General features: G+C 61.6%; 14 protein-coding genes. 7 read left to right on the top strand and 7 right to left on the bottom strand.

The window, feature by feature from the left end; translation table 11 throughout:
* Positions 1–7: 7 nt before the first annotated feature.
* From Q0O05_RS00865 to Q0O05_RS00845, 5 genes are all read right to left on the bottom strand, one after another.
* Positions 8–2,107 carry a 4Fe-4S binding protein gene (locus Q0O05_RS00865; RefSeq protein WP_293659887.1) on the bottom strand — a complete coding sequence of 700 codons (2,100 nt, stop codon included), beginning with the start codon at positions 2,105–2,107 and terminating at the stop codon, positions 8–10.
* A complete protein-coding gene (locus Q0O05_RS00860) occupies positions 2,034–2,660 on the bottom strand; it encodes a DUF3306 domain-containing protein (RefSeq protein WP_293659886.1) in 627 nt (208 codons plus the stop codon). The genes Q0O05_RS00865 and Q0O05_RS00860 overlap by 74 nt, the downstream gene beginning before the upstream one ends.
* Positions 2,650–3,240, bottom strand: coding sequence for a DUF3305 domain-containing protein (locus Q0O05_RS00855; RefSeq protein ID WP_293659885.1), 591 nt, complete (start codon positions 3,238–3,240; stop codon positions 2,650–2,652). The genes Q0O05_RS00860 and Q0O05_RS00855 overlap by 11 nt, the downstream gene beginning before the upstream one ends.
* Before the next feature lie 7 nt (positions 3,241–3,247).
* Positions 3,248–4,339 (bottom strand): iron-sulfur cluster carrier protein ApbC, encoded by a 1,092-nt coding sequence (gene apbC / locus Q0O05_RS00850; RefSeq protein ID WP_293659884.1) that lies wholly within the window; start codon positions 4,337–4,339, stop codon positions 3,248–3,250.
* A gap of 109 nt (positions 4,340–4,448) precedes the next feature.
* Positions 4,449–5,549, bottom strand: a complete 1,101-nt coding sequence (locus Q0O05_RS00845; protein WP_293659883.1) for a substrate-binding domain-containing protein — start codon at positions 5,547–5,549, stop codon at positions 4,449–4,451.
* A gap of 59 nt (positions 5,550–5,608) precedes the next feature.
* Here Q0O05_RS00845 and Q0O05_RS00840 point away from each other — a divergent pair, with 59 nt between their 5' ends.
* From Q0O05_RS00840 to Q0O05_RS00810, 7 genes are all read left to right on the top strand, one after another.
* Positions 5,609–6,349: an ABC transporter permease gene (locus tag Q0O05_RS00840; protein ID WP_293659882.1), complete on the top strand. Its 741-nt coding sequence runs from the start codon at positions 5,609–5,611 to the stop codon at positions 6,347–6,349.
* Positions 6,346–7,059, top strand: a complete 714-nt coding sequence (locus Q0O05_RS00835; protein ID WP_293659881.1) for an ATP-binding cassette domain-containing protein — start codon at positions 6,346–6,348, stop codon at positions 7,057–7,059. The genes Q0O05_RS00840 and Q0O05_RS00835 overlap by 4 nt, the downstream gene beginning before the upstream one ends.
* Positions 7,056–7,889: a substrate-binding domain-containing protein gene (locus Q0O05_RS00830; protein WP_293659880.1), complete on the top strand. Its 834-nt coding sequence runs from the start codon at positions 7,056–7,058 to the stop codon at positions 7,887–7,889. Before Q0O05_RS00835 ends, Q0O05_RS00830 begins: the two co-directional genes overlap by 4 nt.
* Before the next feature lie 4 nt (positions 7,890–7,893).
* A complete protein-coding gene (locus Q0O05_RS00825; RefSeq protein WP_293659879.1) occupies positions 7,894–8,745 on the top strand; it encodes a molybdate ABC transporter substrate-binding protein in 852 nt (283 codons plus the stop codon).
* Complete coding sequence (locus tag Q0O05_RS00820; protein ID WP_293659878.1) at positions 8,717–9,241, top strand: molybdopterin-dependent oxidoreductase; 525 nt, start codon at positions 8,717–8,719, stop codon at positions 9,239–9,241. The genes Q0O05_RS00825 and Q0O05_RS00820 overlap by 29 nt, the downstream gene beginning before the upstream one ends.
* A 184-nt stretch (positions 9,242–9,425) precedes the next feature.
* Positions 9,426–10,064, top strand: coding sequence for a molybdenum cofactor guanylyltransferase MobA (mobA, locus tag Q0O05_RS00815; RefSeq protein WP_293659877.1), 639 nt, complete (start codon positions 9,426–9,428; stop codon positions 10,062–10,064).
* Between the two features lie 49 nt (positions 10,065–10,113).
* Positions 10,114–11,133, top strand: coding sequence for a DUF6352 family protein (locus Q0O05_RS00810; protein WP_293659876.1), 1,020 nt, complete (start codon positions 10,114–10,116; stop codon positions 11,131–11,133).
* On the opposite strand, the gene fdhF is transcribed toward Q0O05_RS00810, so the two are convergent.
* Together fdhF and Q0O05_RS00800 are read right to left on the bottom strand one after the other, a co-directional pair.
* Positions 11,128–14,034, bottom strand: a complete 2,907-nt coding sequence (gene fdhF / locus Q0O05_RS00805) for a formate dehydrogenase subunit alpha (RefSeq protein ID WP_293659875.1) — start codon at positions 14,032–14,034, stop codon at positions 11,128–11,130. The two genes, Q0O05_RS00810 and fdhF, sit on opposite strands and share 6 nt — an antisense overlap.
* A gap of 1 nt (position 14,035) precedes the next feature.
* Positions 14,036–15,838, bottom strand: coding sequence for an NAD(P)H-dependent oxidoreductase subunit E (locus tag Q0O05_RS00800; protein WP_293659874.1), 1,803 nt, complete (start codon positions 15,836–15,838; stop codon positions 14,036–14,038).
* Positions 15,839–15,957: the final 119 nt, after the last annotated feature.

Raw genomic sequence — 15,957 nt, 5'->3', positions numbered from 1 at the left:
CAAATGCTTAAACGATTTTCTGCTCGTCGCCAGCAGAGTAAATGTCAATCACACGGCAGTCGCCGCACATCTTGAGGCGCTCCAGCGCCTGGCCTTGGAACATCGAGTGACCGGACAACTTGCCAATCATGGCCTCGATGCCTTTGAGCGTGCCGAAGGGTTTGCGGCAGCGCACGCAGCCGTAGGGCTGGGTTTCGGTGAGCACACGCACTTCTTTGCGCTGGGGCGTGAGCAACAAGCGCGGCACCAGGCTGAGCGCCTTTTCGGGGCAGGTGCTCACGCACAAGCCGCATTGCACGCAGTTCTTTTCGAAGAAACGCAGTTGCGGTGCTTGCTGGTTGTCTTGCAGCGCGTTGGCAGGGCACGCACTGACGCAGCTCATGCACAAAGTACAGCTGTCTTTGTTGACCTCCACCGTGCCGAACGGCGAACCGTCTTTTGGGAGCGCCAATGCTTCGGGTGCCGTGGCGCCTTTCAATACCGGCGCGTGTTCCAGCAAGTGGTCCATCACCATGCTCAGCGTGCTGCGCTTTTCTGCCATCACGGCAAAGGTGGCTGCCGGCACGGTGGTGCTCAGGCGCTGTTTGCCTGTGGTAATGCGTTGCAGTCCAGCATCGAGTTCAGAGGCTTGGGTAGCGTGCAAGAGCTGCACAGGCATCTGGCCGGGTTTGGCGTAGCCCAGTCCTTCGAGAATGGCTTGCGCCTGCGCCATCTGCGCTTGTAATCCGGCCGTGTACTGCGGCGCCTCCTCGGCAGTGTGGAGCACCAACACTTGCGCTGCGCCATAGGCTAAGGCGGTGAGCCACACGTCCAAGCCAAGACTAGCGGTGTGCCACAGAGACACCGGAATCACATGGGCTGGCAAACCCTTTGCCGCTTTGAGTTGGGCCGCACGGCCCAGCTCGTTGACCAAGGAAAGGCCCCCCTCTTGGCTGTGCAGCAGGATGACGGCGTCTTTACCGCCTGCTTTTTGGTAGGTGTTCAGCAAGGTTTTGAGCTTGCTGCCCTGGTCACTGGCTCGCGGGTAGGCGTAGCTCAGAGCCCCAGTAGGGCACACCGTGGTGCAGGCACCGCAGCCCACGCACAGGTTGGGATTGACCTTGATTTGCTGGCGCGACTTGTCAGAGCTCACCGCTTCGGCAGAGCAAATGTCCACGCAAGCATTGCAGCCGACCTGCTCATTGCGGCTGTGCGCGCACAGCTTTTGCTTGTAGTCAAAGAATTTGGGCTTTTCGAACTCGCCCACCAGGTCCCGCAAACGCAGCAAATGAGCGGCGCTTGCACCTCGGAAGTAGCCTTGTGGCAGCGCGTGGCGATCGAAGGCGGCTTGTTCGCGCAAATCGAGCACCACATCGAAATCGGCAGTTTCCTCGGCGGCCGCGCGTTGGAAGTTGATGGCCCCCACCGCGCCGCATGCCTTCACGCAATCGCGGTGCGAGCTGCACTTGCTGAGGTCGATCTGGTAGTCCAACCCAATGGCTTGCTCGGGGCAAGCGGCCACGCAGGCGTTACAGCGTGTGCACAGGTCCAGGTCGATCGGGTTGTTGTTTTGCCAACTCAGCTTGAACGCGCCCAACCAGCCGTCCACGCGCAGCAACTGGCCACCCAACACAGGAAAACGGCGGCTTTGTGCGCCCCCTGCAGCGCCTGCACCTTGGGTGAAGATGGTCACGTTCAGGGTGTCGGCCACCAAGGCAGCAGCTTGTTCGGCTTCGTCGATGGTTCCAATAATGAGCAGGCGCCCCGCACTTTTAAAGGTGACCGTGGGCACCGGCTCAGGGTCGGGCATGTGCGCGGCCGCCAACAGCGCAGCAATTTTGGGCGAAGCGTTTTTGGCGTCAGCACTCCAGCCACCGGTTTCGCGGATGTTGACGAACTTGATGACAGACGCTTTGGCTTGCGCCTCCACCGCCAAATCGCCGAACAGACGTTGCTCTTGGGTGCAAGCCACCACCACCTCGTCGGTGCCTCGTACGGCTTGGATGAAAGCGCCGGCTTCACGACGGCACAACGCGGTGTGCAGCGTGAGCGGCTCAGACAGGCTTTGGCTCAGCGCCTTCGAATCCAGGGGTTGTGTCTGGTTGCAGTCGCAAATCAGCGTGGTCATGCGTGTTGGCCTCGGGGTTAGAGGGTATTTCGGCGGGGGGAGACTGTGCCACGACTTTGGCATCGTCGGGCTCGTCCTCGAACAAATTCAAGGCTTTAGCACTGGTCATTTGGCGCAGCATAGCCAAGGGCAAGGGGTCGGGGATTCCGTAGTCATCGATGTAAATGTCCAAACGGTCCATCACATTGAAGTGGGGGTCGGCGAACAGCTTTTTCATGGCTGCGTTTTTCACGTCGGGCGCGACCCCCCGGACCATGAAGCCGGTAAAGTCAGACTCAGGGGTGAGCTGCTGCGTATCGGCCAGAGTCGGGGCCGGCTTGACAGCCTGGGCCTCCGCCACAGGACTTGGCGCCGCAGATTTCAGGCCCCGCGCCGTAGTAGCTGACACGGCGCCTGCTGGTTGATCCTCGGCGCGTAAAGTCGGGGGCGAATTTTTTCCGTCTGCCACCGCCGCAGATTGGGGATCATCCAGCGGACGCCCCTGGCGGATGTCAATTTTTCGGCGCGACCAGCGGCTTAAAAAGTCGGCGGGGCTGTCATCGTCATTGGCCATCGCCGCCTCCGTTGTGCTGGCCGCCGCCACGATTTTTTTCAGTGCTTACCGAGGCTGGGTTGCCGAAGCGGTCCTGCAAAGTTCTGAAGCTCTCAGGGCGACGACGGCGCTTGGCTTCGACGACCAAGTGTTCGTCAATGAACGCCTTCATCCAAGCCACCACCTCGGCGGGGGCAGGTACCTGGTCCACATTTTCCTGGGCGTCCAGCCAGCGGCCGGCGTCGTGGTAACTCAGGCTCACCATAGTCGGCACGGCCATCCGCTCAGAGCTGATGCCAGGCTCTTCTTCCATGCGCCACAGCACAAACCAGCACGGTGCGGGTGACGAGGCATTCAGCTCGTAGCCCTCGGCGTCGTCTTTAAAGAGCTCCACCGTGAAACCCGGGTGCAGCCACATTTGCTCGTCGTCGGTTTGGCGCATGCAGCGCGGCACGCTGCCGAAGTGCTCCGCATGCGGCAGCACGTCGTGGCCTGTGACGTCGTGGAGCACCCAGCGCCACGGCTGCCAGCGGCTCATGTCGCCGGGCACGCGCTCACGGCGCATGACCACTGCGACTTGCAAACTTGGGCGTTGCGTCATACGGGGATTAGGTATCTTTAGAGATCTTGATGCTCGGGAACTTGCTCGAGAAATCCTTGGCCTTGGCCGCAATCTTCACCGCCACCTGGCGGGCTACCGCCTTGTAGATGCCGGCCACTTCGCCGTCCGGGTCGGACACCACAGTGGGCTTGCCGCTGTCGGCCTGCAGGCGGATCTGCATGTTGAGGGGTAAAGAGCCGAGGTAATCCATGCCATATTGAGCGGCCATTTTCTTGCCGCCGTCTGCGCCGAAGATGTGTTCAATGTGGCCGCAGTTGGTACAAATGTGAACGGCCATGTTTTCCACCAGACCGAGGATGGGAACGCCCACTTTCTCAAACATCTTGATGCCTTTTTTGGCATCGAGCAGGGCAATGTCCTGCGGCGTGGTGACGATGACCGCGCCGGTCATCGGCACGCGCTGGCTGAGCGTGAGCTGGATGTCGCCGGTGCCGGGCGGCATGTCGACGATCAAATAATCCAGTGCTTTCCAATTGGTTTGGCGCAGCAGCTGCTCCAGCGCCTGGGTGGCCATCGGGCCGCGCCAGATCATGGCTTCGTCCTGGTCTACCAGGAAACCGATGGACATGACCTGCACGCCATAGTTCTCCATCGGGTCCATGGTTTGGCCGTCGCTACTCTCGGGCCGCCCCTCAATGCCCATCATCATGGGCTGACTGGGGCCGTAAATGTCGGCGTCCAGCAGACCTACGCTTGCACCCTCGGCCGCCAAGGCCAGGGCCAGATTGACAGCGGTGGTGCTTTTTCCCACGCCGCCCTTGCCTGAGGCCACAGCAATGATATTTTTGACCTGCGGAAGCAAAGCCACGCCGCGCTGCGCAGCGTGAGCCACGATGTTCATGCTGATGTTGGCAGACACATTGCTCACCCCTTCGACACTTTTGGCGGCGGCTATCAAGTCCTTGCGGAAGCCCGCAATTTGGCTCTTGGCGGGGTAGCCCAGTACCACGTCAAACGACACCTCGCTGCCGTTGATCTGCAGGTTTCTCAGGGCTTTGGTGCTGACGAAGTCTTTACCCGTGTTGGGGTCAATCACGGTTTGCAGGGCAGCGTGGAGGGCTTGTTCGGTCAGGGCCATAAGAATGCTTTTACATAGGGAGAGAGGGTGGCAAGTCTAGCGCGGGGCTCACCCTCGTTCGGGGGAGTCGGCATTTTGTCCCCCTTTCGCTCCTGTGCGAATTGGTTTTTCAGGTGCGAAATTGCCACCAGGGCAGTGTTTGCCGCAGCGACAAAACCTGGCCACTGACCGGCGTGGTGTCGAGTTGGTAGCCCGGCAGCTTGCGTAGCTCTTCATGCCAGAGCGTGCTTTGAAGCACCGCACAAAGCGCCTGCACTGCGGGCTCGTTCAAAGCAGATTTCAGGCACACCAGGTGGTAGTCCTCCACAACGAGCGGAACAAAATCCAGCCCGCGCGCGCGCGCCGCCGCTTCAATACCCATGCCGGTCATGGCCTGACCGCTGGCCACCGCGTGCGCCACCGCCAAATGCGAGGGCTCGGCCTGGTCGTAGCCCACCAGGTCGTGTGGCAGCAGACCTTCCTCGGCCAGCAAATCATCGAGCAGAACACGGGTGCCCGTGCCCAGGGCCCGGTTCACATAGACAGCACGCTTGCGCACCACATCGGCAAGGCTGGTGAACCCGAGCGGATTCCCCTGGGGCACCATCAGACCCTGGGTCCGCTTGGCAAAGCCAATGATTTTGTGCAGGCCGGGTTTGAGCAGGGGTTTGTACGTGGTTTGGGCGATGGAGCCGGTCACGGGTTGGCTCAAGGTATGAAAACCCGCCATCACACAGCGCCCCTCGTTCAGCGCCCGGATGGCATCCACACTGCCGGTAAACCGGATGTCGAGTTGCAGCGCGTGCTCTGCGGCGGCGAATTGGCGCAGTGCGGACAGGGCATCGTCATGGCTGGCCATCAGCGTGAGCACGTGCACCTGGTCATCGAAGGCAAGGGCAAACGCGCGCGCCAGATCAGCTTGCAATGTCTCAATCTGGGGGGACAGCCTGGCCTGCACCTGACGCTCGGCCCACAGGAGCTTGTTGCCGAATTCGCTCAAGCGCGCAGACTGGCCTTTCTCCCAGACGAGCAGCTCATTGCCAAGCTCGTTTTCCCAGCGTTTGAGCTCGCCCCAGACATGCCGGTAAGAGAGATCCAGGGTCCGTGACGCGCCCGAGATGGAGCCCGATGTTTGCACCGCGTACAGCAAATCGATCAAGGAATTGCGGATCCGACCTGTGTGGCCGGGGAGTTCCCGGTCAAAGGTGTAGTGAAGCTGGGGCCTATGCACAGGGGTTCATATCGCAGGTGATTATTCGGATGCATACGATACCCGACATAGTTTTTGCCATGCAGACATTCACCGACAGCGTCCACACCGCGCTGCAACTCATCACCTCCCTGGAACCCGCCTTGCTCAGCATTGTGGGGCGCTCGCTCTCCGTCAGCGCCACGGCCTGCGCTCTGGCGTGCGGGCTGGGTCTGGTGTTGGGCGCCTGGCTGGGTGTGGCGCGTTTTGCCGGACGTGATGCCGTACTCACCGTGCTGAACACGCTTTTGGCGGTGCCCTCGGTGGTGGTCGGCTTGGTGGTGTACCTGCTGCTGTCGCGCACGGGCCCTTTGGGTCACCTGGGCTGGTTGTTCAGCTTCAAGGCCATGGTTCTGGCCCAGGCCTTGCTGGTGCTGCCGGTGGTGACCGCGCTGACCCGCCAGGCCGTCGAAGACGCTGAGCGCTCCAACGGCGAACAGTTGCGCTCTCTGGGCGCCAGCCCCCTCTTTCGCAGTCTCTTGCTGGCCTGGGATGAGCGGTATGCGCTGCTGACCGTCTTGATTGCCTCCTTCGGGCGGGCGATTTCCGAGGTCGGCGCGGTCATGGTGGTGGGCGGCAATATCGACGGATTCACCCGAGTCATGACCACCGCTATCGCACTGGAGACCAGCAAGGGCGACTTGCCGTTAGCCCTGGCACTGGGACTGATTTTGCTGGGCGTGGTGCTGCTGCTCAATGCGGTTGTGTCCCTGCTCAAACGCTGGCGTGAGCGGGCCGACGGAAATGTGGGCATTCAATTGCCGCTGCAGGGGGCGCTGTGAGTCCCCTCTTTGAGTTGCACCAGGCTCAGGTGAACTTTGGCGCCCTCAAGGCCCTGAAGGACATCAATCTCTCCATCGAGCCGGGTGAGTCGGTCGCGCTGGTGGGGTCCAACGGCTCGGGCAAAAGCACCCTGCTGCGCCTGCTGCACGGTCTTTTGCGCGTCAGTGCCGGCACCCTGCGCACCGACCTCAGGGCTCGTCAGGCCATGCTGTTCCAGCGCCCCTACCTGATGCGCGCATCCGTCTTGCGCAATGTCGCTTTAGGTTTGTGGCTGCGAGGCGTGCCTTGGGCCCGGGCCTGCGTCAAGGCCCAGGAAGCGCTGGTGCGCGTGGAACTGGCCGATCTGGCCCAACGCAATGCCCGGCAACTCTCGGGCGGGCAGCAGCAGCGCCTTGCCATGGCCCGCGCCTGGGCGCAGAGCCCTGACGTGCTGTTTCTGGATGAACCTACCGCCAGTCTGGACCCCCACGCCAAACGCGAGGTGGAACAGCTCATGGCCGACTTTTCCACGGGGACTGGTGCGCGGCCCATGACCCTGATTTTTGCAAGCCACAACCTCGGGCAGGTCAAGCGCCTCGCCCGACGGGTGGTTTATCTGGAGCAAGGCAGGGTGGAGGCTGACTTGCCGGTGAAAGAATTTTTCGATGCCCAACGGCTGCAGGCTGTGTCCCCAGCTGCCCACTTTTTTGTCCAAGGAGAACTTATATGAACCGTTTGAATTTTGTGACTTTTAAGCCTTTTTCCCTTATCCGGTATGCGCTCGTTGCTTCTATTTCGATAGCAAGCATGACCTCTTTCGCGCAGTCGATTGTGATGGCGTCGACCACCTCCACCGAGCAATCCGGGCTGTTTGCTCATCTGCTGCCGGCGTTTAAGGCGGCCTCGGGCGTCGATGTGAAGGTCGTGGCGCTGGGTACCGGACAGGCGCTGGACATGGCGCGCCGCGGTGATGCCGATGTGGTGTTTGTGCACGACCAGGAAGCCGAGGACAAATTTGTGGCCGATGGCTTTGGCATCAAACGCCTGCCCGTCATGTACAACGACTTTGTGCTGATCGGCCCGGCGGCAGACCCCTTGAAGCTCAAAGGCAACGACATCGTGGAGGCCTTCAAAAAACTGTCTGCCGGCAATGGCAACTTTGTCTCCCGCGGTGACAAGAGCGGCACCCACGCCGCCGAGTTGCGCCACTGGAATACAGCCGCATTGGCCGACAAGAAAGGCAGCGGCTACAAGGAATGCGGTTGCGGCATGGGCCCGGCGCTGAACATTGCCGCCAGCAGCGGCGCGTATGTGCTGGCCGACCGTGGCACCTGGCTCAACTTCAAGAACCGGGCCGACCTGACCATCTTGGTCGAAGGTGACAAGCGACTGTTCAACCAATACGGCGTGATGGGCGTCAACCCAGCTAAACATGGCCATGTGAAGGTCGCCGATGCACAGAAATTTGTCGACTGGATCATCTCTGCCCCCGGACAGGCCGTAATCGCCGGCTACAAAATCGGCGGAGAGCAGCTGTTTTTCCCGAACGCTGGCAAGTAACCCGATGGCCCACGTCAACCACACGGCGAAGCACAGTGCCAGGCGCTCAGGCGATGTCTACAAACAGGTGCTCCGGGTTCTGGTCGCCGGCTGCTGCATGAGCAGTGCTTACGCACAGACCGGATCCGGCGCGCTGGAGGTTTTCGCAGCCGGCAGTTTGCGCGAGGTGATGACCGAGATCGCCGCCCAAAGCCAAACCCAGGGCGGGACCAAAATCAACCTGACCTTCGGCGCATCCGGCCTGCTTCGGGAACGCATTGAGCAGGGCGCTCCCGCCCAGGTGTTTGCCTCAGCAGATACCAACCATCCTGAGCGTTTGGCGAAGAACGCCGACTGGAAAAAGCCAGTGGTCTTTGTGCGCAATGCCTTGTGTTTGCTCACCCAAGCTGAGGTGTCAGTCCAGCCCGGCGGCTTGCTGGAGACGCTTTTGAGACCTGATATCCGGCTTGGGACCTCCACACCCGTGGCCGACCCCTCGGGCGATTACGCCTGGGCGCTTTTTCGCAAAGCAGAGATCGTCAAGCCAGGCGCATTCGCGCTACTCGATGCCAAAGCGCTCAAACTCACGGGCGGCGCCGACTCGCCCAAACCGCCAGCTGGACGAGGCACTTATGCCTGGGTCATGGACCAGCGCCAGGCAGATGTGTTTTTGACTTACTGCACCAACGCAGTGGCCTCACAGCGTGAAGTTCCCAGCCTCAAAGTTGTTCAGATTCCGCCGGAGCTTCAGGTCGGCGCTGCCTATGGGCTGACGGTCCGCAGTGGTGCAGATGGAGCGGCGCAGAAGTTCGCCGACTACCTCTTGTCACCGCCGGCGCAGACGGTTTTTGAGCGCTTTGGTTTTGGTAAGCCTTAAGTCGCTGCTACTCGGCCTTGCCGCTCTGGGCTGCCAGCTCACCTGCGCCCAAACCGCACCCGCGGTGTTGCTACAGGTCACGGGCGAGGTCCACACGGTCTTGTCGTTGACGCGGCACGATCTATCTGCTTTGCCCCGCAAGGACTTTGCAGAAAACCGGACCGTGGTACAAGACGGCAAGGACGTCACCCTCTCGATCCGCTACCAGGGCGTGCCCCTGCGCCAACTGCTCGATCAGGCTGGCCTGAAACCAGATCGGCGTGCGATTCGTCGGGCCATGGTCATCGCTACGGCCCAGGACGGTTACAAGGCCAGCTTTTCTTGGGGTGAACTGTTTAACAGCCATCTGGGTGACGGCGTGATTGTTGTGCTGCGTGAGGGCAGTGATGACTTGCTGGAAAAAGATGGTTTTCCCGCATTGCGATCACTGCAAGACACCCGCTCCGGGCCCCGTCATGTGCGCTGGCTGCAAAGCCTTGAGGTCGTTTTGCCTTGAAAACCATCGCTTTGACGACGCTTGTGACAGAACGGCAGTTGTAGGTTCGGAAGCGGCTAGGCGGCCGCCAGCGTCTTGAGGGCAAGTTGGAGGCGTGTTTCGAAGCCCATGGCCCGTGCCATACTTGGCTGCAACTGCCCGAATTTCCAAGCCGTGTTGACTCTCTGTTTTCAAAGCCATTGCCATGACCGAAGCCATTGACCCACAAGACATCACCGGCCTGATCCTGGCCGGCGGACGCGGAAGCCGCATGGGCGGTGTAGACAAAGGTCTGCAAAACTTCAACGGCATGCCGCTCGCATTGCACGCATTGATGCGCCTGGGCCCCCAGGTCGGCACGGTGATGGTCAACGCAAACCGCAACCTGTCTGCCTATGAGTCCTTCGGCGCATCGGTTTGGCCCGACGCCTCGACCGACTTTGCCGGGCCCTTATCCGGTTTTTTGGTGGGCTTGGAGCGTTGCGAAACACCTTATCTGCTGACCGTTCCATGCGACACACCACGGTTGCCGCTGGACCTGGCCGGGCGCCTGGCACAAGCCTTGTTGCGCGAAGACGCCGACATGGCGATGGCGGCGGCGCCTGAAATCAACCCGGACGGAACCACTGAGCTGCGCAGCCAGCCGGTGTTTTGCCTTTTAAAGGTCGGCCTGATGGAGAGCCTGGTGCGTTTCACCAATGGCGGTGGCCGCAAGATTGACGCCTGGACCAGCCAACACTCGACCGTGATGGTGCCTTTTGATACCGCCCAGGACGACACCTTCGCCTTTGCCAACGTCAACACCTTGCAAGAGCTGCAGGCCCTCGAATCCCAGCCCGTTTGACAAGCCACAGCGTCGGCACTTGTCGGGCGACCCACCCATGCGACTGAAGATGACACAAACCTTTTGGCCCACCTGTGGCTACACCTTGCTGACCCGCAACGACGCCGGCCACCTGGTGGTGACCGACGACTTTTTGCGCTTTCTTTTGGAGCGCCCGGAATTGGCCCCCATCGCCACTTCCTGTGCCGCCGAAGTAGCTTTGCACGACAGCCTGGTAGAGCAGCCGCGCCGTGAGGTGCCGGCGCACGAGCTGTCACAGCTGCAGGACAAGGACGCCGTTGACAACTACGCCGTGTGGCTGCGCTTTCGCCAGCGCATCACCATGCTGCCGACGTTGGAGGCCAGCTACCTCGCCCTGTTCCAAGGCGGGGGCGTGGACGTGCCGCCGCTGCTCGTGCAGAACATCACGCACATCATGCTGCGCCATGTGTTGGGCGAAGCGCCCACCTCCATGCAAGTCCGTGCAGCGGAGATGCTGATGCGCACCCAGAAAGTGACCGTGCTCGAGGACGGCTCGGTCATGGCGGCTGACGACGAAACCGTCGAGCGCCATGCCACGCAAAGCGGCTTTGGCTCGATTGGCGAGCTGCTCAAGCAAGGCGGCATCAAGCTGCGCAGCGTGGACCTGGATGTACTCAATGAGGACAACCAAGACGCCTATTGGCCCCGCAGCGAGAGTTTTGACTGGGTGGTTAGCCTGAACCGCGGTCAGCCTGCATTGAACGCACTGTGCGAGGTCATGGCCAAATGGGTGCAGCACTTTCTGGGCGTGCAGGTGCGCATTCAAACCGAGCGCGAAATCAACGACGACCACTGGGTGTGGCATGTGGGTCTGGACGCACAGGCCAGCGGCGTGTTGAACGACCTCTACCAAGGCAAAGAGGTGGACACCGATCGTATGGAGCGTCTGCTGTGCCTGTTCAAGCTAGAGTTTGTGGAGCCCACCGACATGCTCGCCGAAGTCCGCGGCAAGCCGGTGTATTTGGCCATGGCAGTGGACGCCCATCAACGCTTGAAACTCAAGCCGCAAAACCTGTTGCTCAATCTGCCGCTCGCCCAACGGTCATAGCGAAGCCGGCGCCGGGTTCGTGCCGTAGCCGCTCATGGCAGCCGGGGTGCCTCCTTTGCGGACAGCCACCGCGCAGTACTTGAATTCCGGAATCTTGCCGAAAGGGTCCAGCGCCGCGTTGGTCATCAGATTTGCCGCGGCCTCGTAATAGGCGAAGGGCACAAACACCGCGCCCCGTGGCGTGCCATCGTCGCGACGGGCGTGAATGGCCACATTGCCGCGGCGGGAAGCGATGGTGATCACATCCCCGGGCTGCAAGCCCAGAGCCTGCAAGTCGGCACCGCACAGGGAGGCGGTTGCCATAGGCTCAATCGCATCGAGCACGGTGGCACGGCGGGTCATGCTGCCGGTGTGCCAATGTTCGAGTTGGCGCCCGGTGATCAACACAAACGGGAACTTAGCATCTGGACGCTCATTGGCAGGAATGATGTCGGCCGGCACCAGGTGCACGCGGCCGTCATCGGTCGGAAATCTCTCGATGAACACGGTGGGCGAGCCCGGGTCTTCCGCGCTGAGGCAGGGGTAGGTGACGCTAGATTCGCGCTGCAGCCGCTCCCAAGTGATGCCGGAGATGGCGGCATGCATGGCCTGGCGCATTTCCTCAAACACCGCGGCCACACCGTCGCTATCGCCGGGGTAGTCCCAGTTCAGGCCCATGCCCTTGGCGATTTGCTGAAGAATCCACATATCGGGCTTGGCCTGGCCGGGCGGGTTCACCGCTTTCTTGCCAAGCTGCACCATGCGGTCAGTGTTGCTGACGGTGCCGTCCTTCTCCGGCCAGGCGGTAGCGGGCAACACAACATCGGCCAGCCAGGCGGTCTCGGTCATGAAAATATCCTGCACCACCAAGTGCTCCAAGGACGCCAGCGCGTGGCGTGCGTGGTTCAGGTCGGGGTCGCTCATCGCGGGGTTTTCACCCATGATGTACATGCCGCGCACCTTATGGGGATCGCTGTCGTCAGCCAGCGCCTTGTGCATGATTTCAACCACGGTGTAACCGGGCTTGTCATCGAGCTTGGTGTTCCAGAAATTCTCGAACCAGGCGTGCGCCGCGGTATTGGTGACGCGCTGGTAGTTGGGGAACATCATGGGAATCAGGCCCGCGTCGGACGCGCCCTGCACGTTGTTCTGGCCGCGCAGAGGGTGCAGGCCCGAGCCTGGCTTGCCGATCTGGCCGGTTACCGTCACCAAGGCAATCAGGCAACGGGCGTTGTCGGTGCCGTGCACGTGCTGGCTGATGCCCATGCCCCACAAAATCATGGCACCGCGGGCTTTGGCGAATTCGCGGGCGACTTCGCGCAGGGTTTGCGCAGGCACGCCGCAAATCGGCTCCATGGCTTCAGGGCTATAGCCCTTCACGTTCTCACGCAAGGCCTCGTAGTTGCTGGCGCGCCTGGCAATGAAGTCCTGGTCGGCCAGACCTTCTTCGATGACCACGTGGATGAGGGCGTTGAGCATGGCCACATCGGTGTCGGCCTTGAACTGCAGGGTGCGCCAGGCGTGTTTACCGATGTCGGTCACGCGCGGGTCGGCCAGCACAATCTTGGCGCCCTTTTTGGCAGCGTTCTTCATCCAGGTGGCAGCCACCGGATGGTTGGATGCGGGATTGGAGCCGATCACAAAGATCAGATCCGAGTGCTCTACGTCGTTGACCTGGTTGCTCACCGCGCCGGAGCCCACACCTTCGAGCAGCGCAGCCACGCTGGAGGCGTGGCACAGACGGGTGCAGTGGTCGACGTTGTTGCTGCCAAATCCGGTACGCACCAGCTTCTGGAACAGGTAGGCTTCTTCATTGCTGCCCTTGGCGGAGCCAAAGCCCGCCAAGGCCTTGTTGCCGAAAGTGTCGCGCAGGCCGCGCAGTTTGCCGGTCGAGAGTGCCAGCGCTTCTTCCCAGGTGGCTTCGCGGAACACCTCGGACCAATCGGCTCCACCCTCTGAAAAACGGCGGTTGAGCGCGTCGAGCTGCTCGGGGTCTTTCGGCACGCCTTCCTTGCGGATGAGCGGGACCGTCAAGCGCTGAGGGCTGTGGGCGTAATCAAAGCCGAAGCGGCCCTTCACGCACAAGCGGTTGTGGTTGGCGGGGCCATCACGCCCGTCCACACTCACGATGACATTGTCTTTGACGTTGTAGATGACCAGGCAGCCCACGCCGCAGAACGGGCACACCGAGTCCACCTTTTTGTCCACCACCTGGGTGCCAACACGCGACTTGGGCATCAAAGCGCCGGTGGGGCAAGCCTGCACACACTCGCCGCAGGCCACGCAGGTGCTGTCTCCCATCGGGTCGCTCAAGTCGAACACGATCTCAGAATGCGCACCGCGATTCGCGTAGCCAATCACGTCATTCACCTGCTCTTCGCGGCAGGCACGCACACAGCGGTTGCACTGGATGCAGGCGTCCAGATGGACGTCCATGGCAGGGTGCGAAATGTCAGCGGAAGGCTGTTCGCGCCGCAGGGCCTTGAGCTCCGGGCGGACGACCACGCCCATGCGCGCGGCCCAGTCACTCAGCTCGCCGTGTTGCTGGCTGGAGTCCGGGGCGGCGCAGCCCTCGTCGTTCCATTTGTAGCCGAGGTCCGGCATGTCGGAGAGCAGCATCTCCAGCACCATCTTCTGGCTCTTGATGGCCCGCTCGCTCTTGGCCTGGACTTCCATTCCGGCGGTAGCGCTACGGCAGCAGCTCGGCGCGAGGGTGCGCTCACCTTTGATTTCGACCACGCAGGCGCGGCAGTTGCCGTCGGCGCGCAGGCCATCTTTGTAGCAAAGGTGGGGAATATCGATTCCGTGTCGCTTGGCGGCCTTGAGAATGGTCTCTCCTTCAAACGCGACGATGGTTTGCTGGTCAAGTTTGAATTCAACGGTTTGCGGCATCAGCTCAGCGGGCTTGGCAATGGCATTCATCTCAGGCAACCTCGTGGGCAAAATACTTCTGGACACAGCGAACAGGGTTGGGTGCAGCCTGGCCCAGCCCGCAAATCGAGGCATCGGTCATGACGACGTTCAGGTCCTCCAGAGTCTCGTTGTCCCACTGGGGGGCTTCCATCAGCGTGGCGGCCTTGGCGGTGCCCACCCGGCAGGGGGTGCACTGGCCACAGCTCTCGTGGGCATAGAAGCGCATCATGTTCAGGGCCGCATCGCGCGCCTTGTCGTGCTGGCTCAACACGATCACCGCCGCTGAACCAATGAAGCCGCCGTGCGGCTGCAAGGTGTCAAAGTCCAAGGGCACATGGGACAGGCTGGCCGGAAAAATACCGCCTGATGCGCCACCGGGCAGGTAGGCGTAAAGCGTGTGGCCATCGAGCATGCCGCCGCAGTACTCGTCAATCAGCTCAGCCACAGAAATGCCCGCAGGAGCCAGCTTCACACCGGGGAACCTGACGCGACCACTCACGCTGAATGAGCGCAGGCCTTTGCGACCGTTGCGGCCGAAACTGCTGAACCAGGAAGCGCCCTTCTCCACAATATCGCGCACCCAGTACAGGGTCTCGAAGTTGTGTTCCAAGGTCGGTCGGCCAAACAGGCCCACCTGGGCGATGTAGGGCGGGCGCATACGGGGCTCGCCCCGCTTGCCCTCGATGCTCTCAATCATGGCCGACTCTTCACCGCAGATGTAGGCGCCTGCCCCGCGGCGTAGCTCTATGGTGGGGAGTGGGCAGGGCGGATTGGCTTGCAGCTTGGCGATTTCGGTTTCCAAAATCGCGCGGCAACCGTGGTATTCATCTCGCAGGTAGATGTAGCAGGTCTCGGTGCCCACCACTTGCGCAGCCACCAGCATGCCCTCCAGGAAACGGTGAGGATCGCGCTCCAGGTAGGTGCGGTCTTTGAAGGTTCCAGGCTCGCCTTCGTCGATGTTGACGGCCATCAGGCGGGGCGCGGGCTGGTCGCGCACGATGCGCCACTTGCGCCCGGCCGGAAAACCGGCGCCACCCAAACCGCGCAGGCCGGAGTCTTCCATGGCCTTCACGACGGATTCTGCGTCGTGGGTGCCCTGGCTCAGGGCTGCTGCGAGAGCGTATCCGCCTTTGGCTTTGTAGGTGTCGAATCCGGTGTAGCCAGGGGCTACTTCCACCGCATGGGGTTCCGGGGACACTGCGCGTTCCGCATAATCGGACGCTATAAATTCAGTAGCTACTTCCGCAGACGGGTGGCCGCCTTTGGCGTCTTTCACCAGTTGCGCGATGGACTCCAAGGTCGCCCGCGGCACAGGATGCTGATGCACCACCGCAGCAGGCGCCTGTTCGCAGCGGCCGATACACGGCGCCGGAATCACGCGAACATCGTCATCACCCAAAATCGCAGGCAGGCACGTAAGCAGATCCTGCGCGCCTGCCATTTCACAGCTCAGCCCATCACACACCCGCACCGTCAGCTGCGGCACCGTCTCGTCACCCCGAACCACCTCAAAGTGGTGGTAGAAGGTCGCGACCTCAAACACCTCCGCCATGGGAACATTCATTTCTTTGGCAAGCGCCACCAGATGCCTGTCGTGCAGGCAGCGGAAGGCGTCGTTGAGCTTGTGCAGGTGCTCGATTAACAGATCACGCCGGTGAGGCGCTGCGCCCACCAAGGCCCGGACCTCTTGCACCGCCGCGTCATCGGCCTGCCGGCCTTTGAGTTTGCTTTTGCGTCGGATGCGGTCCCGCATATCGTCCACCGTGGCGAATGCCACTTCGGTGGGTTGCGGGACGAGGGTGCTGGTTGTCATGGTGGTCTTCCCCTTGCTGCAAGGGTCGCAAAAGTAGAAACCTTACCCAGCCCTGGCCAGCGGCTCCGATTGGGCTTTGTGTTCATGCATCATGCGTTGCGCCGGCTTCGGTAAATGGC

The sequence above is a fragment of the Rhodoferax sp. OV413 genome (genome assembly GCF_945881795.1).
Taxonomy (GTDB): domain Bacteria; phylum Pseudomonadota; class Gammaproteobacteria; order Burkholderiales; family Burkholderiaceae_C; genus Allorhodoferax.
The sequence above is the reverse complement of the archived record's forward strand: the minus strand, read 5'-3'. Positions and strand labels throughout refer to the sequence as shown.